This is a genomic window from Mangrovivirga halotolerans (assembly GCF_026241165.1).
GTDB lineage: Bacteria > Bacteroidota > Bacteroidia > Cytophagales > Cyclobacteriaceae > Mangrovivirga > Mangrovivirga halotolerans.
Genome location: NZ_JAPFQN010000002.1, coordinates 482,657 through 504,065, shown reverse-complemented (window position 1 = coordinate 504,065; position 21,409 = coordinate 482,657). Strand labels below are relative to the sequence as shown.

The following is a 21,409-nucleotide window of genomic DNA, read 5'->3' as shown; positions in this document are numbered from 1 at the left end:
ATTAGGATTTATGTAAAACTAATGGTTTAGTTTTAATTATCCTATTCTTAATTGCTGTCCAGGCTTAATTTTACTTCCTTTAGAAAGATTATTAAGTTTTTTTAACTTCTCAACGGTCAGTCCTTCATATTTTCTTGAGATATCCCAAAGTGTATCACCAGGTTGTACGGTATAAACTTTTGATCCTTCAGGAATAGGTTGACGTTGAGGAGCTGAAGCTTTAGCTGTAGCAGATCCTTTTGAAATAGATTGGCCTGGAATGATCCAAACGCTAAGATTTTGACCGCTGCGGATCATATTCCCCCTGATGCCGTTCCATGCTCTCAGATCTGAGATTCTGACGTGATATTTTTCAGCAATAAGGCCAAGAACTTCTCCACTTCTAACTTTGTGATAAATTCTCGTTCGGCCGTAGGTGGAACCTACACTGTTTCTTGCCAGGTATGCAATTCTTTCTTTTCCTTCTTCTTCTATTTTAGCCAGAATATTCTGTTTGTTTTCTGTAAAATAAGGTTTTACGTCAACTGGAATATTAAGTGGGAAGTTTCTTGTATCTTCAGGAAGAGCACCATGTTTGATTTGAGGGTTTAACATCCTTAAATCATCTGCACAAATATTTAATTCTGAAGCCAGTGCATTTAAATATACATAGTTACTAACATGAATAGTATCTACTGCAATTTCATATTCTAGATCTGTATCCAGGTTATGCTCATATCGATATTTTAAAGCGTAGATCATAGCATAAAACTGAGGAACATAACTTCTGGTTTCTCTTGGTAGATAAGGATAAATTTCCCAGAATGTTTTTTTGTAACCTGATCTTCTTATTGCTCTTCTGACATTTCCCGGGCCGGCATTATATGCTGCCAGGGCAAGTTCCCAATCATTAAAAATATTATGGAGAGACTTCAGGTACTTACAAGCAGCAATAGTTGATTTTTCAGGATCCATCCGCTCATCAATATAAAAATCATTGCTTAGTCCGTACATACGACCAGTAGCACCCATAAACTGCCAAAGACCGACGGCCCTGGCTCTGGATTGTACTTGAGGTTTCAGGGCAGATTCAATGATAGAGAGATATTTCAATTCATCTGGCAGTCCATATTCCTCTAAGTATTTCTCAAAAAGAGGGAAATAAACTTCTGTTTTTGCCAATACCTGCCTTGTATGACTCCTGTTTCTTTCTACAAAGTATTGAATGAATCCGTATACAGTTCTGTTAAGCTGCATAGGAAGTTCAGTGTCTATATTTTTTATTCGTTCTTCAACTTCGTTGAATGTGAAGTCCGGAGAATAATCAAAATTGTATTGAGAATTATAAGCCAGAGTTTCATTCAGGCTGTCCAATTCTGTTTCATCAGATAAAGCAACATTTACTGCTGACTTATTTACTTCACTCCCTGAAGTGACAGGGAGCAAAACTACATTATCTTCGAATTCTTTTAATCGCTCTTTTGAAACGGGTAGGGAAGTAATCACATTTTTCTGGGCCTGCATGCCTAAGAAAAAAGTGACATTCAAAAAGTAAAAAATTATAACCTTTCTCATCTTATCAACCAATAGAATAATCTTTAACTACACAATATATAATTTTTTGGAGATTTAAAAAAGCTTTTTACAGCTTACTGAAAAAATTACCAGCTTGTAAAAGGTCTTTTTCTTTAAAAGGCTTTCCTGTTATTTGCACTCCTACAGGAAGCCCTGATTTTTTATTTGAAAATGGAATATTTAAAGAAGGTAATCCACAAAGTGATGCCTGTACTGTAAAAACATCTCCTAAATACATTTCCATTTGATCTTTATTTTTTTCTCCTAATTTAAAAGGCTCCGTTGGAGCTGTAGGAGTAATAATAAAGTCATATTCTTTTAATATTTCAAGTGTTTTATTCCTTATTAATTTTCTTGCTTTCAGGGCCTTAACGTAATAAGCATCGAAATAGTCTGCTGAAAGCACAAAAGTTCCGAGCATAATTCTTTTCTGAACTTCCGGACCGAACCCTTCCGTTCTGGATTTTTTATATAGCATTTCAGGATTTTCGGCCTGATCTGATCTATGCCCGTATCTCACTCCATCATATCTGGATAAATTACTGCTAGCCTCAGCAGTGGTTAATATGTAATATGTAGGAAGCAAATAAGGAAGAAGATCAAATTTTATTTCCTCAACTTGATTGCCGGCCTCCTTTATTTTTGACAAAGTTTCCTGAAACACATCTCTGACCTGAGGAGAAAGCCCCTCATGATTAAGTGCTTCTGCAAGGTAGGCGACTTTGTAAGTTTTTGTTGTACTTTCTTCCAGCTGATAATTTTCTGGTGCTGATGAAGATGAAGTGCTGTCTTTTTCATCTTCACCCGACATAATTTCAAGAAGTAAGGCTGCATCTTCCGCACTATTCGTAAACGTTCCTATGCAATCAAAAGATGAAGCATAAGATGCCAGCCCATATCTGCTTATTCTCGAATAGGTAGGCTTGAGGCCCCAAACTTCACAAAAACCTGCGGGTTGTCTTACGGACCCACCCGTATCTGTACCTAAGGAAACAGTGCATAATCCAGCTTGTACTGCTACTGCGCTTCCACCGCTGGAGCCTCCAGGAACTCTTTCATTATCTACAGCGTTAAGGGTCGGTCCATATACTGAAGTTTCGTTAGAAGATCCCATTGCAAACTCGTCACAATTTAAGATGCCTATAATAATTGCGTCTTCATCAATAAGTTTTTGAACTGCCGTTGCAGTATATAATGACTTAAACCCTTTTAATATTCCTGACCCACAGGTTAGTGAATGATCTTTATAACAAAGTACATCTTTAATTCCAACAACGACACCGGCTAGTTTACCGGCATTGCCTTCCCTGATTTTCAGATCTATTTCTTTTGCTCTTTCAATAGCCTCCTCTTCAAATACTTCAATAAAAGCATTGAGGTGTTTTTGCTCATTAATAGAAGAAAGGTAATGCTTTACTACTTTTTCGCAGTTAGCATTACCTTTCAAAATTAAATCTTGAATTTCTTTGATTGTCTTTGAAGGCACGGAATGAAATTATTTCTCTACTTCTTTCTTGCTTTCGTCTATTTCTTTTGAGATGTCTTTAGTAGCATCTTTGAACTCACGGATCCCTTTACCCATTCCTCTGGCTAATTCAGGAATCTTCTTTGCTCCAAATAGTAGTACAACTACAAAAGCAATTAATATTAATTCTCCGGCTCCCGGAGTCCATGCTAAAATTAAATCTAACATTACTAAAGTGTTTTAAATTCAGTTGTAAAATTAATCAATTTACGTTCACCATCAAACTCAGTGGTATTATTTTAAGTCACTATGTAATGTTCTTAACGTAATGAATATTAATAAGTTATTAGAAAGGCCTCTGTATATCCGTATTCTTTTATTTTGTTCAAAGAATTCATTGCCTCTTGTTTATCCTGAAAGGGACCTACCCGATATTTGAAAAGACCATTATCTTCTTTGTGTACTACTAATTTACCCATATGATCAGAAGGGAGATCAAAATACCTGGATTCATCTTTAAGTGCAGCGATCTGAACAAAATACTGATCAGAATTTTTGATTTCAGATATTTTTTTAGATTCTGAATCTGTGGTAAAATTAATATTTAGTTCTCCTTTATAATTAGGCTTAAAATCTAAAAACTTGAAAGACCTTGACACTAAGAAATTATCCAGTAAAGGGGAATATCTTTTTTCACTTACCCTGTAATTATTTTTATTAAGTAGGGATCTGGAATCAGATAAAAAGGTATTGATCATTTTTCTGTCTTCGCTACTTAATTTCAAAGAGTTCATTAACTCAATATTGTCAGCAGGAATAATATAAAATCGCTTTAGGCCTTCAAAATACTCTTTATATACCCAGGTTAGATAATAACTGGCATCACCAAAGCGAATTGAATTATCGATATTGCTTTTTTCTAGTTCAAGGCTGAATAGCATCCCCCCGTCAGTATATCTCTTTCTCTGATTACTAATGAAGTTACCAAGACTGTAGGCCGTTATTTCTTCTTCATTTTCAGTTTTATTGTAGGTTCTTTTAACTGGCTGGATAACATGAGGATGCATACCAATAATTGCATCGGCACCATGGGCATATAATAATTTTTCCCATTTTAGCTGATCTTGACCTGGCAGCCTTCTGTATTCTGCACCCCAATGAACAACTACAATTATTTTATCTACACTACTTTGACGGGCTTTTTTCAGGTCAGCAATTATTTGATCTTTTTCCAGGCGGTTCACAATAGCAGGGGGGGAGTCAGGAATACCATTGGTACCATAAGTGTAATTTAACAGGGCAATATTAAATCCGTTTTTATTAATAATTAAAGGATACAGTTTATCTCTTTCTTTCTTATTTCGGAAAGTACCTGTATGTTTTATGCCCAGGCTATCAAGAACATCTAAAGTTCGTATAACTCCTTTTTTTCTTCTGTCATTCGAATGATTATTTGCTGTGACAAGAATGTCTACTCCTGAATTTTGAAGTGCAACTGCAAGTTCATCAGGAGCTGAGAATTGTGGATACCCCCGGTATGGAGGGCCAGCGAGTGTTAACTCCAGGTTTGCAATTACAAGATCATGACTTTTAAAAACGGGCTCAATATATTTAAAGACCGGGTTATAATCATATCCTTTTCCTTTGTAATAAGCAGCATTTATTTGTGAATCGTGCTGCATAACATCACCTGTAAACAATAGTGATAAACTTTTTTCCTGCCCGTAACCAATAAAGATTAAAAGGGTTAAGGAAAAAGTTGAAATTATTTTTTTGATAGCCATATTTCAGGATTTAATACTTTTGCTCCCTGCCTTACCTGGAATTTCATTTCTGAAAGTCCTTCACTGTTAGTATAAACCTGTCCGATAGATTGACCTGCTTTTACCTGATCTCCTCTTTTCACTGAAACGTTTTTAATATTGGTATAAACAGTTCTGTATTCACCATGTTGAATGATCACCACAGAACCAGCCATATCTCTCACGCTTCCTTCAAAAGTAACTACTCCATCAAAGACTACTTTAACTGACTCGTTGGCCTGAGTTTGAATATTTATACCATTATTTTTAATTACTACCTGTCTAAGTACCGGATGGTTTTGCTCTCCAAATCCTTGTGAAATAAAACCTTGATTTACCGGCCAGGGTAACCTGTTTTTATTTTCCGCAAATGAAGCTGATAAAATTTTACCTTCAGGAGTATTTTCAACACGTGTGTCAGAAGCTTTTGAAGCTTCCGCAGCGATCAGTTTATCTATTAAATTGGAGATCTCAGCTGCGGCACGTTTGTTTTTTTCTATCTCAGCAATCAGCAGATTTTCTTTCTCCCCGAGTTCTGCTATGATATTGGATTGTTTATTTTTTAATGATTGAAGCTTCTCGTTTTCAGCGATCTGTTCGTTTAAAAGGATTTCTTGCTCTACTCTTTTGGTTTGCTTTGAAAGCCTGTTTTCTTTTAATAATTCCTGAACAGTTTGTATTTGATTAACTTGAGATTTTCTTGCTTCAGAGTATTGCTGAAGATATTTCATTCTCATTAGGAATTGGTTGAATGACTCAGCACTAAAAAGAAAGGCTAATTTTCCATACGAACTATTGTTCTTGGAAAGTCCATAGATCATACGTGCATATTCCTCTTTTAAGTTTTCAAGATCACTATCAAGAGCATCGTAAAGGAGATCAATATCGGAAATTTCAGAATCCAGAATATCAATCTCAGATTCAATTGCTGATATTAATTGAGAACGGGTTTTTATTTGTTGATTGATAGCACTTAATTGACCCAATGTGCTCTTTTTCTGCTTAGTAGTTTGTTTGAGTATTTTTTCAGCTTCGTTGATTTTTTGCAAAGTGCGCTTCTTTTTTTCTTGTAACTCAGCTTTATTTTGAGCTGTTACAGAGAAAAATGAAATCAAAAATATAAATAATATAAAAAAATAGCCTTTACACATATCTATTCAACTCTGGTGTATTTATCAGGAAGACTAAACGGAAAACTAATTGGTTTATCTTCTACTTCAATTTTATTGTATTCTAAACCTATCTGAGCTGTAAATTTAGCATTGTCTTCATAATATTCAAGATAAATTATTGACGTGAATGCCATCGGTACCTTTTTCCCTTTGGGATAATTAAAATTTCTATAAATCACATTAAGCTTATTCGGTACCGGCGTATCTATCATTGTAATGTTCTCTAATTTCAGAGTTACAGAATTCACTAGATTAACGACCTCTTTGTCATTATAGTCCTGAGAAACCTTATAAAAATTACCTTCTTTTTCAACTTCAGCATCTTTCAAGTCTTTCACGGGCATTTCACCTAAGAGTAAAGCTTGCACAATATCAAAATCGAGTTCGATCTTATATTTGTCTGATAGTTCGTCAAAACTGAAAACACGATATTTTTTTTCCAGACGATTCATCATGACCATGGAGTCCCGGTTGATTAAAACCCTACCTCCTTCGATGCCTATTGCAGAACCCAGAGACATCCAGATCAAAGAATCTTTTTTTACCCTGATATTGACAGTAGCATTTGTTTCGTTGGCATCAGTTTCCAGTTTTATTTTACCTTTTGCTTTGAGGTAATCAAATTCCAGAGTTTCAACCTTTAGCTTTTTTTTCTTTCCAAAATTAAAGTTGAGATCAGAAAATTTTTTATTACAAGATGTCAGTGTTAGTAATGCCAGTAAAAAAATGGCCTGGTACTTAATTTTCATATAAGCGTTGTTCTGCAATTTTTTTATCAATAAACTCACTTGTCGAACCTTTGCTTTTAGCTATTTGCCATTGTTCGACTGCCTTTTGTTTCTCTCCTAATTTATAGAGAACATCACCATAATGTTCATAGATTGTTGCATTTGCATCATTGGTATCAATAGCTGATTTTAAAAATGTTTTCGCTTCCCTATATTTTCCCTGATTAAATAAAACCCATCCATGAGTATCCAGATATCTTGCATTTCCGGGGAAAAGTTCGATGAGTTTTGAAGACATTTTATGGGCTTTTTCCAAATTGTGCTTTCTTATCGCCAGAAAATATGAATAATTGTTTAGTACATGGGCAAGTTCAGGGTTAATTTCCAGCGCGTTGTCATATGCCCGGTAAGCGCTTTCAAATTCCTCTTTAGCGTGGTATGCATCACCCTTAAGACCATAAAAAACAGCTTGAAGATCTTTGTCGTTATTTGTATAAGGAATCGCTTGTTCAAAATATAAAGCAGCATTATTGTATTCTTTAAGGCTTAAAGCTGCCATTCCTGCATAGTAATAAACCGAAGGTTGATTTGGATAAAGGATCATTGCCTCTTCTGAATGAACTTTCAGATCTTCGTAATAGCCCAGGCTATATTCAAGATTGAGGATATTTTGCCATACTTCGAAGTCATTTTCTTCTTTCTCTATCGCAGTGAGATATTTCGTTAATGCTGACTTTTTATCACCGGCCTGAAAATAAATATCTCCCATTAAGGCATGCGATTTGGGTTCTTCCGGATGGGTTTCAATAATGTCATTACCCATGCTGATAATAAATGGAGCAGCCTCCGGGTCCTTAATCTCTTTAATATATTCCGCAATTATGTTGACCTTTGTCTGAAAATCCAGGTTTGGATTTTTAACTGCCTCGGTAAGAATCTGTCTGCATTTATCTTCTTCTCCTCGTTTGCGATATAGCTCTGCGAGCATTACCTGAGCTTTAGCATTGTCAGGATCATTTTTTAACAGTAATTCAACCATTTTTTCTGCCTGGTCTAATTGCTCCAGACTTACATAGAGATTACTAAGTTCGAATATATATTTTTCGTTGTCAGGGTATATGTTGACAAGTTTCTTTAACTCTTTAGCCGCTTCCTCTTCTTTGCCCATTTGAAGTAAAAGAGTTTTCTTTCTGAAGGCGGTTTCATAAGAAACACCCATTTTTTCTTCTGCTTCATTCAGAACTTCTAAAGCTTTATCATATTCTTTTTTGTATTGATAAAGAGTTGATAAATTGAAAAGATAAATATTTGAATTGGGGATGTTCTCGATTAGTTTCTCATAAGTCTCTATAGCCTCCTTAATATCCCCGGTCTGAGTACTTACTTCAGCATAAAGAAGGTAGATGTATTTATTTCCTTTCTGATATTTCAGAGCAGCTTCGGCATAAGGCTTTGCCTCAAATGGTTTCCCCAGATTAAGATAAATTTCTCCTATTTTATATAAAACAGTTGGATTGTTTTTGTCTACCTCAAGAGCAGCCTCATATAGAATAAGGGCAGTATCATAATCTTGAAGAATAAAATACTTATTCCCCTCTCCGAAGTAATTTTCAAATTCTCTTCGCTCTTTGTAATCCATATTTTTGGATTGAGAATAAAGCGTAAAAGTATTTGCTACTACCGCGAAAAAGAAAATAAGATATTTTATCCCTCTATAGATCATTATTTTATAACTGTATAATCGCCTATGCTTAGATCTTCAGCTCTGCCATCATATTGAACGTAATTCCCGATCATTGAGTTTGTGGCATTTAATCCGGTGATTTCAGTGTCATCCTGAATTAATGAAGTATCAATTATACTCCTGTTTACTTTTGTATTATTTCCAACTGAAACGTGAGGACCTACTACAGAGTTTTCGATTACTGCATTCTCTCCTATATAAACGGGTTCTATTATAGTAGAATTTGAGATTTTTGCTGAATCCGCTATGAGTTTTTTATCCTTTATAAAATCAAGATATCTCATATTGGTATTAACTGTTACGTCTTTATTTCCACAATCCAGCCATTCATCAACTGTACCAGGGACGAATTTGCTACCCTTGGCTTTCATATTTTCAAGGGCATTGGTTATTTGATATTCACCTTTATCTCTGATATCATTATCAATAAGATATTGAAGTTCTTTTCTTAAGAATTCCCCATCTTTCATGTAGTAGATACCTATTATAGCAAGGTCACTGACAAATTCCTGCGGTTTTTCAACAAAGTCTGTTATAATTCCATCTTCATTGTATTTCACCACACCAAAAGCTTTAGGGTCATCTACTTTTTGAACCCAGATGATACCATCTTTGGAACTATCCAGAGTGAAATCGGCACGAAATAAAGTATCAGCAAATGCAATGATAACATTTCCTTTCAGTAATTCCTCTGCACATAAAATAGCATGAGCAGTACCCAGTGCCTCTTCCTGATGATATATATGTCCTTTGGCTCCTAGACCATCTGCAATTTTTAAAAGTTTTTGCTCCACGTCTTTTCCAAAGTCACCAATTACAAAACCGATGTTTTCTACTTTATCATTGCAAACTTCGACTATATCCTCGACCAGGCGCTGAACTATTGGCTTACCTGCAATCGGAATTAATGGTTTTGGAACAGTGAGCGTATGGGGCCTCAGTCTGGTGCCTCGTCCGGCCATTGGAATGATAATATTCATACTTGGTTGTTTAGTTTTATATAAGAAAAATGGCTATATAATCAAAAATATAAAATTTTAGTCAGTTTTTACTGCGATTCTCTTTCTTTCCGCAAGGAATATAACCAATACGATAATGCCTGTAATTAAAATGCCGGAAATGCCATTTTGAAGCTCGAATAAATCAGTCAGATATATTATGAGCCCACCGCCAAATACATATAAGGTTATTCCTAACCAATTATAAGGTACCGGGAAATGCTTTTGACCTAAAATAGCACTTAGAATAACCATTGTGAGGTAAGAGAGAATAAGAGTGATGGCAGAGGCCCAATATCCAAAATATGGTATAAAGAAATAATTGCCCAGGAAGGTAACAATAGCTCCGGCAAGACTAAGGAGAGTACCGAAATAGGTTTTATCACTTAGCTTAAACCATATACTTAAATTAACATACAGGCCGTATAATAATTTTCCAAATAATAAGATTGGAACAAGGTATAATGCCGCTTTAAATTCATCTTTACCTAAAAGGATGTCTCCTAAAAGTTTTACGTTAAGGCTAATTCCAATCCATATCAAAACAGCAAAAACCATGAAAAAGTAGGTGACCCTGGCGAATAACTGAGGTGAATTTTTATCTTGTGATTGTGAAAAGAAAAAGGGTTCTCCGGCAAACCTGAAGGCCTGAACAGCGATACCCATCACCATTGATAATTTAAAGGCAGCACCATATATACCTAATGCTTCATTCGAAGTTAGACCCTCATAAAAATTATTTGGCAATCTTAATTCCATTAAAATTTTATCCAGATTATCATTGGCCATTCCTGTGATACCCATTGCCATGATAGGCAATGCATAAATAAGCATAGGTTTAAGCAGTTTTTTTGAAACAGTGAATTTTACATCAAACATTGTGCGGAATAAGATGAAAATAGCAATTCCATTTCCAAATAAATTGGCTGCAAATAAATATGGTAAGGGATTATCAGGATTGTAGATTTTAGCAATAAAGGGCTTCCATGATGTTAATATTTTCCCTTCTAAAACATCTTCACAAAACCATAAGAAAAATACCTGAATACCGATCTGAATAAAAATGCTTAATAATTTCGCTGAAGCAAATTTAACAGCTTTACCTTGTAGTCGGAGCCTGGCAAAAGGGATGGCTGTTATCGCATCAACAAATAATATTAAGGCCAGCCATTTTATAAACTCTGAATAGTCGGGATGAGTTATTGTAATGGCCCAGAAATCTGCCCCAAACCACAAAACAGATGTAATTAGGATTCCAGTTATTAATAGAAATGAAAAGGATGAATTGTAGGCGTCCTTTTCATTATGTTTCGTGGCAAACCTGAAATATGAGGTTTCCATACCCATGGTGTATAACACTAGAAAGAAGGCGGTATAGGAATACAGGTAGGTATAGGTACCATACTCTCCATCGGTTAATACACTGGTGTGAAGCTTGATTAATAAAAAATACAAAAAGCGCCCCAGAATAGTAGGGACGCCATAAATTACCGTTTCACCGGCAAGTTTTTTAAGAGGATTCACGATCAAAAATTATTCTCCGGTAAACTCTGGCTTTCTTTTTTCAAGAAATGCCTGGGTTCCTTCTTTAAAATCTTTTGATTTGCAACAGTTGCTAAAGCTATTTGCTTCGGTCTGATAACCATTTTCATCACTTCTAAAAACAGCGTTGACACAATCAATGACCATACCTACAGCTAAAGGAGCTTTGTTCATGATCTTGGCAAGGATGTCCTTTGATTTAGACATTAAATCATCATGATCTTCAGCTATATGGTTGATAAGCCCTAGCCTGTGTGCCTCATTAACATCGATCATATCGCCTGTTAACATATATTCCAGGGCTTTACTTTTCCCTATTAATTGAGTCATTCTTTGGGTGCCTCCGTATCCCGGAATTACACCTAGATTTACTTCAGGTTGACCAAATTTGACATTTTTTGTAGCTATTCTGATATGGCAAGCCATAGCCAACTCACAGCCGCCACCTAAAGCGAAACCATTTACGGCAGCTATTACGGGCTTGGTGCTGTTTTCTATACTTTGAAATATTTCCTGACCTTTTTCAGCAAAACCACGGGCAGTCATTTCATTCAATTGTGCCAGTTCACTGATATCAGCTCCGGCAACAAAAGCTTTTTCACCTGCTCCAGTAATTATCATAGCTTTTACATCATTGTTGTCAACAGCGAGTTGAATGGCTTCATCAATTTCATCAAGCGTCTGAGAATTCAATGCGTTAAGCTTATCAGGACGATTAACTGTAATTGTGAGGATCGCATCCTCAAGCGATAACAGTAAGTTTTCAAATTTTTGCATAAAAGCTTAATTGTCTTTTAAGAATGGTTCAAATATAAACCTACCCTACGGAATCACAAAATGAACGGATAAAGATTTCAGTATATTCCCGGGATTGTTTTTTCTTAATTTATGAATAAATATAAAATAAATAAGTGTAGTTTTGTGATTTAATTAAGTGAAAGTGGAGTTAATATGTTGATTGCTAGTTGATATCTGCTTGTTTTTTGAGAATTGATAGCCGGTTGTTTATCGTTTTATTTCATGTGTTTATCGAAACCTTCATGTGGACTGGTTACAACCTCTATGTACTAGAGTATAAATCAATATGATTAGAAATATATATGTGGGAATGAAACAGATTTTTATTTTTATTGCTTTTTTGTTAATAAGTTATCAAATAAAGAGTCAAACATGTGTGACAATTGCCGATGGTAGCTGGACAGATCCTTCTACTTGGAGTTGTGATGTTGGTTTTACACCTCCACCGGATAATTCAATTGTGAATATTATTATTGGCCATTCAGTTTTAATCCCAAATGGAGAAGTATTAGATTTTGATCCATCCTCTCTGGAGGAGGTTAGTATTACCTCAACAGGAGTTATAACATTTGATAATAACTCTCAGTTAGTTATGCCATCTGGGTCAGAAATATTTGTAGAAGACGGAGGGGAAATCACAACAACTCCTGGTAATAGTGCGAAAACATTGATTCAAATAGGTGGAAATGGTATTTGGGGTAGAGACAAATCGTGTGATGGATGTACTGATGATCCACTAATGGGGCCAATTGTTTTGGACCAATATTCCACACCCGGACAGCTTCCTGTAGAGTTAATTTATTTTGATGGAGAAAATATCAATGGTCAGGTTGAACTTAATTGGTCGACTGCTTCCGAAGAAAACTTCAACTTTTTTACTGTAGAACGATCTTTAGATGGGGTTGAATTTATTCCTCTAGGTGACATGTTAGGAATTGGAGGTGATCAAATAAATAATTATAGTTATACTGATGATTTTGATGTTGATCAAACAACTTATTACAGATTAAAAGCTACTGACTTTGATGGGTTTATTGAATATCACCCGACAATTGCTGTTTATCCATCTGGTAAGTCAACTAACGAAGAAGTGTCAGTGTATCCTAACCCGATAAGAAAAACAAATAATGAATTAGTAATAGATCTTAAAAATTCTGACTTTTCATCTAATTCATCAATTGTGATTTTTAATACTTCAGGACAAATTGTTTTTGAAAAAACACTACATAGTAAAGTCACTGTGATAAATGACCTTGCTTTGGAATCCGGAATATATGTAGCAAGGATCCAACATCCGAAAGGGCAATATACAACTAAGCTCGCAGTAGAATAAATATTGATTTGATCGTAACGTGTGAAAAACGCCATCTCTTAAGAGTGGCGTTTTTTTTTATTTTCAGTTTAGCAAATTAATAATTTGCATTCGATTTCTGTTATGTTTTTTTTAATTCTTGTAAATTTTTGTTGTCAATTAACTCTTAGGGGTTAAGTTCTTTTGAAATCTTGACATTATCATTAAATTCAGCATTCCAATTTCATAACAATACACATGGAGGATCAACAAATACACAAAATTCAGAAGATTCTCGTTGCCAACAGGGGAGAGATCGCGATAAGGGTATTCAGGGCAGCGTCAGAATTAAATATCAGAACAGTTGCAATTTTTACATTCGAAGACAGATATTCTCTGCATCGGTACAAAGCTGATGAGGCATATCAGGTAGGTTCAGACGATGACCCGTTAAAACCATACCTTGATATTGAAGAGATAATCAGTGTAGCTAAAAGAGAAGGTGTGGATGCCATCCACCCGGGCTATGGCTTTTTGTCCGAGAATACCACCTTTGCACGAAGATGTCGTGAAGAAGGAATTATCTTTATTGGTCCAACGCCTGAGGTAATGGAAAAGCTTGGTGATAAGGTTGAGGCTAAAAAGGTAGCTATTGAAAGCAATGTACCAATCATTCAAGATTCTAGAGAAGAACTGAGTTCTTATGAAATAGCAAAGAAGGAAGCAAATAATATTGGCTATCCGGTAATTGTTAAAGCTGCCGCCGGAGGCGGGGGACGAGGAATGAGGGTTGTCCAGAATGATAAGCAGCTTGAGGTGGCATATCACGAAGCAAAGAATGAAGCAAAGAATGCGTTTGGTGATGATACCATTTTTCTGGAAAAATTCATAGACAAGCCCAAGCATATCGAAGTGCAGATCATGGCTGATAACTATGGTAATACAGTTCACCTTTATGAAAGAGATTGTTCTGTTCAGCGACGCTTTCAAAAAGTGGTAGAAGTAGCTCCTTGTGTTAGTATCAAACAAGAAACAAAGGATAAACTATATAGTTATGCACTTAAGCTCGCCGAAAATGTAAGTTACAACAATGTCGGAACTATTGAATTCCTGGTAGATAGTGAGGAAAATATTTTCTTTATAGAGGTTAATCCACGAATTCAGGTAGAGCACACTATTACAGAGGAAATCACCCAGATTGATATTGTCAGGTCACAAATCCAAATTGCTCGCGGATACGCTCTTGCAGATCCGAGGATTTTTATAAAGAGCCAGGACGATATCAAATGTGAAGGTTATGCCATCCAATGCCGGGTGACTACCGAAGATCCTGAAAATAATTTTAAACCTAATTACGGTACAATTATCGCTTATCGTAGTGCCGGTGGATATGGGATCAGGCTAGATGCTGGAAACTGCTATACGGGTGTAAAAGTATCTCCTTTCTTCGATAGTATGCTTGTGAAGATTTCTGCAAGTGGAAGAACTTTAAAAGGTACTGCTCAGAGATTACACAGAGCATTGCGGGAGTTTAGGATCAGGGGAGTTAAAACCAATATTGGTTTTCTTGAAAATGTCATTAACCATGAAATATTCTACTCAGGCAAAGCCACTGTAAAATTTATTGAAGATCACCCGGAGCTATTTAATATCGGAATCAAATTTGACAGGGGAACAAAGATGTTGTCCTATCTGGCAGATGTTACTATCAATGGTAATCCGGATGTAAAATTTGTTGATAGATCTAAAACTTTTGTAACACCTAAGATCCCTGATTATCCTAAGTTTTCAGCTCATCCTAAGGGTAGTAAGGATAAACTTAATGAGCTGGGCCGCGATAAATTTATTGAGTGGTTAAAGAATGAAAAGGAGATCAAATTTACTGACACGACTTTCAGAGATGCTCATCAATCATTATTAGCTACCCGCTTCAGGACCCATGATATGATGAAGGTGGCAGAGGGATTTGCTAAAAACAATCCGAATGTATTTTCTATGGAGGTCTGGGGTGGTGCCACTTTTGATGTAGCCTACAGGTTCCTGAAAGAAGATCCATGGGATCGCTTAAGACAACTTCGAGAGGCAATTCCGAATATATTGCTACAAATGCTTTTAAGAGGTTCTAATGGGGTTGGCTATAAAGCATATCCTGATAATTTGATAATTAAGTTCATAGAGGAATCTGCAGAAACTGGTATTGACATATTCAGGATTTTCGATTCATTGAATTGGGTTGAAAATATGAAAACCAGTATTAAGGCTGTATCAGAAAGAACTGATTCCTTAGCAGAAGCGGCTATTTGTTATACAGGTAATGTTTTGGATAAGGACAGCAAATATAACCTCCAATATTATATAGATATGGCGAGAAAGCTTGAAGACTGTGGAGCCCACCTTCTTGCGATAAAAGATATGGCTGGTTTACTACGACCTTATGCTGCTGAAGAATTGATACCTGCATTAAAAGAGGCTGTTGACATTCCAATTCATTTACATACGCATGATACCTCATCTATCCAGGCTTCAACTTATATGAAATCTATTGAGCAGGGTGTGGATATCGTGGATGTAGCTCTTAGCTCCATGAGTGGATTAACTTCTCAACCTAATTTCAATTCATTGGTAGCTGCTCTTGAAGATCACGAAAGAGAACCTGATTTTGATTTGGAAAGCCTAAATGCTTACAGCAGGTACTGGGAAGAGGTTAGAGAATATTATTATCCTTTTGAATCTGGTTTAAAAGCAGGTACGGCAGAGGTGTATGAAAATGAAATCCCGGGAGGGCAGTATTCAAATTTAAGACCTCAGGCAAGGGCTCTAGGCCTGGAAGAAAAATTCGAAAAGGTCAAAAAGAATTATGCTGAAGTAAACAGAATGTTTGGAGATATTGTCAAAGTGACCCCATCATCAAAGGTAGTAGGTGATATGGCTCTTTTCATGACCTCTAATAATTTAACCCCGCAAGATGTAATTGAAAAAGGTAATAGTATATCTTTTCCTGATTCTGTAGTTTCCTTTTTCAAGGGTGAACTAGGACAGCCTCATGGTGGATTCCCTGATAAATTGAGTGAATTAGTGCTTAAAAATGAGGAGCCTTTCCATGATCGTCCGAATGCACACCTGGAACCGATAGATTTTGACAATGAGTTTAAGGAATTCAAAAAGGAATTTGATGACAATGTTTCATTCAAAGAATTCCTTTCTTATAAGCTATATCCAAAAGTTTACAAGGATTATTACGAGTTCAGAGATAAATACGGGAATGTAGATTATCTGCCTTCAACAGCTTACTTCTATGGAATGAAGACTGGAGAGGAGATTCTTGTTACTATTGGAAGGGGTAAAACTCTAATAGTTACCTTACTTTATATTTCCGAACCTGATGAGAAAGGATTAAGAACGGTAAGTTTTGAACTCAATGGTCAAAGCAGAAAGATCCTTGTGAAAGATAATGATGCCAAATCTCAGATTGTAGTTAATAAAAAGATCGAGAAAGAAAGCGATGTTGGAGCTCCACTGCAAGGAAGACTTGCCGATGTTAAAGTAAAAAGCGGCGAGAAAGTAGAGGAAGGACAGGTTCTTTTTGTAATTGAAGCTATGAAAATGGAATCAAATGTAACTGCTCCAAAATCCGGAGTGGTAAATAAGGTACACCTGGAACCAGGTGCGATGGTTCAGCAAGATGACCTCGTAGTCGAACTAGGTTGATAAAATTAAGAGGCTTCGGCCTCTTTTTTTATAACATAAAGTAACTAAACCTTGTTGGGGAAATATGGAAACAACTATCAAGGAAAAAGTTTTTGATTACATAACAGAAGAAGGGGAAGTAAGATCGTGTGACAAGATAAAAGAGGAAGCTTGTAATCAGCAGCCAGGCAATTATTTAAAGTTTGTTGCCAACGGAGCATGCTCTAAGCTAGCTGAAGCGCTAATTTCACCTGGAATCACTCTTCCCTGGATCATTTCTACCCTGGGAGGCCAGGCTTTTCTAACGGGTGTGCCTGTACCTCTCAAAAATATCGGATCCCTTTTACCTCAATTGGTTATTTCCGGAAAGATCAGAGCTAAGAAAATAAGAAAGAATTATTGGGCTTTTGCATCACTGGTACAGGCTGCTTGTATGGGAATTTCTGCTGGTTTGGTATTGGTCAATAGTAGCTGGATTTCTTGGTTGATCTTGTTTTTGTTTTTGATTTTTAGTGTGGCTAGTGGGGTTGCCTCGGTTGCTTTTAAGGATGTATCCGGAAAAACTATTGACAAAGGTTTAAGGGGCCAGATGCTTGGAGCAAGAGCAACTATCGGAGGAGCCTTATCTTTAGGAGCAGGTGTGGTTTTGCATTTATTTATCGCAGGATCACAAAATGTTAAAATATATGCAGCATTATTTGGTATCTCATCGATTTTATGGATTGGGGCCGCATATTTTTTTTATGTAATTAAGGAGCAACCTGGAGCTACAGAGGGAGGACGAAACCCTATTAAAGAATTCAAAACCGGATTAAATATTTTAAAGAAGGATGATAATTTCAGGAAGTTTATTATTACCCGAGCTTTGCTGATGAGTATTCCTCTTGCTACTCCTTTTTATGTGGTTCTTGCTAAAGAATATACTGGTGATTCGATATCAAATCTGGGTTTATTGGTAGTTTTATCTGGTATCGCTAATGTGGTTAGCAGTCCTCTGTGGGGTAAGTTTGCAGACCGGTCAAGCAGGAAGATGATGGCGGTAGTTGCATCCATAGGGATTATTACCGGAATTTATAGTTTGCTTTATCCGTTGTTTGGTTTTGATAAATATGAGATATATTTATTTGCGCCTGTGATTTTATTTAATAATGTAGCCCACGCAGGAGCACGTTTAAGCAGAAAAACCTACCTGGTAGATATGGCTCCTGAAGATGAAAGACCAACTTATGTTTCCTTATCGAATACATTAATTGGGTTGTTTACTGTATTGGCGGCTACATTTGGAGTGATTTCATCCGTGTTATCCAATCAGGCACAAATTGGTTTTTTTATGTTAATGATGATCGCTTCTATTGGTTTTGCATTTAATTTAAAAGAAGTCTGAAATTAAAATTCATCCGTTTTAATGATATTGTGAATCTCATTTACTTTAAGGAGTGCCGCAGTTCCGTACCAGGGATGCAATTCCATTATTAATCTCCCCGCTTTTACAGCCGGATCAGTTTCAGTAAGGGCTTTGGCTTCTTCAATTGTTTCTACATTAAAAATATATATTCCTTTGATGTCACCATCATCTATAAAAGGTCCCGCTAGAACAAGGTCACCATTTTGTGCCATTCTTTTTATGTTTTCGAGATGAGCCTGTTGTAACTCTGCTGCTTCCTGCTCTGAATGATTTCGGTTAGGTCCTTTTTTTAAAAAAGCCATAACATATTTTTTCATTCCGTAATCATCTGCCCCGAGAGATTCTGTGCTCAAAGAGTCATATTCTAAAACAGGTTTATTTTGGGCAGATATAGCCAGGGATAAAAAAAAGAATAGAACCAGTGTGGATATAAGAGGTTTCATGATTGATTTTTTCTATAATTTAAATTTTTCCCGGAATTATATTTAAGGATTTTGGTAGAATTTTAATTTTGTAAGTTCTATATCCTTTTTCAAGTGGTATTACCTCTCCATCAACATGTAAAAAATTACAGTCAGTTTTGATAGTGAATGTTTTTGACAATTCTATTGTGCTGTAATAATTATCCGGGATTAATTTTTTCTGAAATAGTTTGTAAAGAAAACCTGGTAATAAATAGGAAGGCATTTTCTTTAAAATAACCAGTTCAGCTTTACCATCTCTAATATCAGAAAGCGGACTTATCCAGGCATTATTTCCATATTGACCAGCGTTTGCAATTGTGACACCGATTGCATCCACAATAATTCGGTCTTTTCCTGGCTGAAGGATCTCAAAGTTTTGATCCGGGAACTTAAAATAGGAACCGACTGATGCTTTAGCGTAACTCATCAATCCACGTTCGGGCATGTTGTGAAATTCATGTGTTACAAATGCATCAAAACCGAATCCGGCAGTACAAAAAAATGCTTCACCATTAATTTCGAGGCTGTCGATAGCTGTTTTTTCTGAATTTATGGCTGTCTCCCAGGCCTTTTGTCTGCCCATAGGAATTTTTAATTGCCTGGCTAAGCCGTTTCCTGAGCCAGCAGGTATAATTGCAAGTGCTGTTTTAGAATGAACAAGTTCTTTTGCGATCTCGTTAACAGTTCCATCTCCACCAACAGCAATTATTTTTTCGACACCTTGTTTGATTGCCTTTTTTGTTATTTCCGAGGCATGGCCGGGATATTGAGTTTTAAAAAGGTTCGGACCAGAAGACTTCCGGATGGATTTAGCCTTTGCTTCAATATCAGGAATTAATGTTTTATCCTTAGTTCCGGCGTTTGGGTTTAATATAATCCAGGTACTGTTCATGTTTAGCAAATATACAGTGCCTGAATATATTTTAAATAATTATATTAAAAAGAAAGGGACCACACCGGCCCCTTTATAATTTTTTACTTATGAAAGACGATCAATTATTTATTGCTTCAACAGATCCACTTCCCATTGTTTTACTATTTACTTTTTCAGGGTTTCCTTTGTATTCCACATCTCCGCTTCCCGAAATATTACAGTTTAGAGTGCCAGTGACCCATGCTACAATGTCTCCGCTACCGGCAATAGAAATATCCATGGTTTCAACTTTGATTTTTTTCATGTCAATATCTCCAGATCCAGCGACCTTAGCTGTAGCTTCTCTTGCTGAACCACTTAATGTAATATCACCACTACCAGCAAGATCTACTTTTATATTTTCAGATTCAACTTCCAAAATTATATCCCCTGATCCGCTTAAAGATATTCTCATATTATCAGTTTTGAATGTGGATTCTCCTTTTATAGTGCCTGAACCTGATAAATTTACGGAGTTCAATCTAGGTGTGCTTATATAGATTTTTATCTCATCCATATCATCAGACCAGCCCCACTTACTGTTCCCTTTCCTTCTTATATTTAGTTTTCCATTTTTAATTTCTGTTTCTAATTTTTCAATATCCTCAGAATCGCCTTCAAATCGAATACTAGTTGAACCTGTACTAAGGTAAACAGTAGCTGGTAAAGAAATTGAAACTTCCTCAAAGTCATCCGGATTATTAATGCTTTGAGCCTGAATACCCATGAATGAAGTCAAAATGATTGCAAATGCAGTAAGTATTTTAGTTTTCATGATATAAATTATTAGCTTTTTTTGAAAGATGATCAATTTAGTTTAATAGTTGCATTTGCTTTAAAAAATATTAGTAGGATATATTTAACTTCTTATAAATGAAGTGCATTAACCAAGCCGGACCGATCAAAAGAAATTGCAGATCTTTAAGAAAGGATGGTTTTTTTCCTTCGATATTATGCCCTATAAACTGACCTATCCATGCAAGAATAAATATTCCAATACTAAACATCCATAAAGGCATAGGTAGAATTGACTCTAATAAATTACAAAGGAAAAGACATATTGCGCCAAAGATCAGCATTCCTATGGCAAGAGGTACTGACAGAGAGAAATAATAAACAGATACCAGAAGTAATATGATAGTAGCCCAGTTTACATATGGAGTTAAACTTCCCGCTTCAATACCTTTCAAGGGTCCTGAAGGTATACTCCAAATCAGACCGACAATTGAAAAAAATATTACTGGAACACAAATCCAGTGAATGGTCTTATTGGTGTCATTTTTATGGCTTGCCCCATATTCTATTAGCAACTGGTCTATTCTTCTCATATTATTAAGCTTTAGTTTTGACTTTATCCCATGATTTGATTTGCCATTTAATTGTGGCTGTACTGATCAGGTTTTCATCTGAATCAAAAGTTTTTACGATGCATGGAACAACTATTTTTTCTTCAGATTCTAATGGAGAAAAAACATTCTCTTTTAACCAATTATCATCAACTGAAAATGTCGCATAACAGTCACTTTTCCCCTGGTAATGATATTCCATTTCAAGCTTCTGAAGAATAATTCGGTACTTTCTGCCTAGCTTCCTCAAAAGTAAGGCTCCGCTGGAAAATTCACTAACTGTAGCCAGGGCACATGCATGAACACCTTTAATATGGTTAAAATTTCTTTTTATATATGGTAACTTTACCGTTATTGAATCATCATCGATCTTGTCAATTTGAAATCGATGAGGTTTATTAAAAGGTACCATTTTATATAATACTGAATTTAGTATTTTTCTATATAGACTGGATGATTTAGCTTTTTCAAAAAGCTGGTCCTGATTTAACATAGTGAAT

The 21,409-nt window shown here is 35.9% G+C and carries 18 protein-coding genes; 3 read left to right on the top strand and 15 right to left on the bottom strand.

Features of this window, described 5'->3' with window-relative positions:
* Nucleotides 1–36: 36 nt before the first annotated feature.
* From OO013_RS03320 to OO013_RS03275, 10 genes are all read right to left on the bottom strand, one after another.
* Nucleotides 37–1,554: a lytic transglycosylase domain-containing protein gene (locus OO013_RS03320; RefSeq protein WP_266055229.1), complete on the bottom strand. Its 1,518-nt coding sequence runs from the start codon at nt 1,552–1,554 to the stop codon at nt 37–39.
* 67 nt (nt 1,555–1,621) lie between these two features.
* Complete coding sequence (gene gatA, locus OO013_RS03315) at nt 1,622–3,001, bottom strand: Asp-tRNA(Asn)/Glu-tRNA(Gln) amidotransferase subunit GatA (protein WP_266055228.1); 1,380 nt, start codon at nt 2,999–3,001, stop codon at nt 1,622–1,624.
* A 48-nt stretch (nt 3,002–3,049) separates the two neighbouring features.
* Entirely contained in the window at nt 3,050–3,247 is a 198-nt protein-coding gene (locus OO013_RS03310; RefSeq protein WP_137089943.1) for a Sec-independent protein translocase subunit TatA/TatB, read from the bottom strand.
* Between the two features lie 107 nt (nt 3,248–3,354).
* Entirely contained in the window at nt 3,355–4,803 is a 1,449-nt protein-coding gene (locus OO013_RS03305; protein WP_266055226.1) for a CapA family protein, read from the bottom strand.
* Complete coding sequence (locus tag OO013_RS03300; protein ID WP_266055225.1) at nt 4,785–5,870, bottom strand: murein hydrolase activator EnvC family protein; 1,086 nt, start codon at nt 5,868–5,870, stop codon at nt 4,785–4,787. The genes OO013_RS03305 and OO013_RS03300 overlap by 19 nt, the downstream gene beginning before the upstream one ends.
* Nucleotides 5,871–5,974: 104 nt before the next feature.
* The gene (gene lolB1 / locus OO013_RS03295; RefSeq protein WP_266055224.1) at nt 5,975–6,742 is read right to left on the bottom strand and encodes a lipoprotein insertase outer membrane protein LolB1; all 768 of its coding nucleotides are present in this window, start codon (nt 6,740–6,742) and stop codon (nt 5,975–5,977) included.
* Entirely contained in the window at nt 6,732–8,360 is a 1,629-nt protein-coding gene (locus OO013_RS03290) for a tetratricopeptide repeat protein (protein WP_266055223.1), read from the bottom strand. The genes lolB1 and OO013_RS03290 overlap by 11 nt, the downstream gene beginning before the upstream one ends.
* An 83-nt stretch (nt 8,361–8,443) precedes the next feature.
* A complete protein-coding gene (locus OO013_RS03285; protein WP_266055222.1) occupies nt 8,444–9,445 on the bottom strand; it encodes a sugar phosphate nucleotidyltransferase in 1,002 nt (333 codons plus the stop codon).
* A gap of 57 nt (nt 9,446–9,502) precedes the next feature.
* Entirely contained in the window at nt 9,503–10,987 is a 1,485-nt protein-coding gene (locus OO013_RS03280; protein WP_266055221.1) for a lipopolysaccharide biosynthesis protein, read from the bottom strand.
* 9 nt (nt 10,988–10,996) lie between these two features.
* Complete coding sequence (locus OO013_RS03275) at nt 10,997–11,782, bottom strand: enoyl-CoA hydratase/isomerase family protein (RefSeq protein ID WP_266055220.1); 786 nt, start codon at nt 11,780–11,782, stop codon at nt 10,997–10,999.
* Between the two features lie 307 nt (nt 11,783–12,089).
* Here OO013_RS03275 and OO013_RS03270 point away from each other — a divergent pair, with 307 nt between their 5' ends.
* The 3 genes from OO013_RS03270 (at nt 12,090) to OO013_RS03260 (ending at nt 18,165) form a co-directional block, all read left to right on the top strand.
* Complete coding sequence (locus OO013_RS03270; RefSeq protein WP_266055219.1) at nt 12,090–13,136, top strand: T9SS type A sorting domain-containing protein; 1,047 nt, start codon at nt 12,090–12,092, stop codon at nt 13,134–13,136.
* Between the two features lie 216 nt (nt 13,137–13,352).
* Complete coding sequence (locus OO013_RS03265; protein WP_266055218.1) at nt 13,353–16,802, top strand: pyruvate carboxylase; 3,450 nt, start codon at nt 13,353–13,355, stop codon at nt 16,800–16,802.
* A 64-nt stretch (nt 16,803–16,866) separates the two neighbouring features.
* Nucleotides 16,867–18,165, top strand: coding sequence for an MFS transporter (locus OO013_RS03260; RefSeq protein WP_266055217.1), 1,299 nt, complete (start codon nt 16,867–16,869; stop codon nt 18,163–18,165).
* A 2-nt stretch (nt 18,166–18,167) separates the two neighbouring features.
* Here OO013_RS03260 and OO013_RS03255 read toward each other — a convergent pair whose 3' ends face one another.
* From OO013_RS03255 to OO013_RS03235, 5 genes are all read right to left on the bottom strand, one after another.
* A complete protein-coding gene (locus OO013_RS03255) occupies nt 18,168–18,629 on the bottom strand; it encodes a YciI family protein (RefSeq protein ID WP_266055216.1) in 462 nt (153 codons plus the stop codon).
* A 19-nt stretch (nt 18,630–18,648) separates the two neighbouring features.
* Nucleotides 18,649–19,542 (bottom strand): diacylglycerol/lipid kinase family protein, encoded by an 894-nt coding sequence (locus tag OO013_RS03250; RefSeq protein WP_266055215.1) that lies wholly within the window; start codon nt 19,540–19,542, stop codon nt 18,649–18,651.
* 100 nt (nt 19,543–19,642) lie between these two features.
* Nucleotides 19,643–20,338 (bottom strand): head GIN domain-containing protein, encoded by a 696-nt coding sequence (locus OO013_RS03245; RefSeq protein ID WP_266055214.1) that lies wholly within the window; start codon nt 20,336–20,338, stop codon nt 19,643–19,645.
* A 70-nt stretch (nt 20,339–20,408) separates the two neighbouring features.
* Nucleotides 20,409–20,891: an Mpo1 family 2-hydroxy fatty acid dioxygenase gene (locus OO013_RS03240; protein ID WP_266055213.1), complete on the bottom strand. Its 483-nt coding sequence runs from the start codon at nt 20,889–20,891 to the stop codon at nt 20,409–20,411.
* A gap of 4 nt (nt 20,892–20,895) precedes the next feature.
* Entirely contained in the window at nt 20,896–21,402 is a 507-nt protein-coding gene (locus tag OO013_RS03235; RefSeq protein WP_266055212.1) for a YiiD C-terminal domain-containing protein, read from the bottom strand.
* Nucleotides 21,403–21,409: the final 7 nt, after the last annotated feature.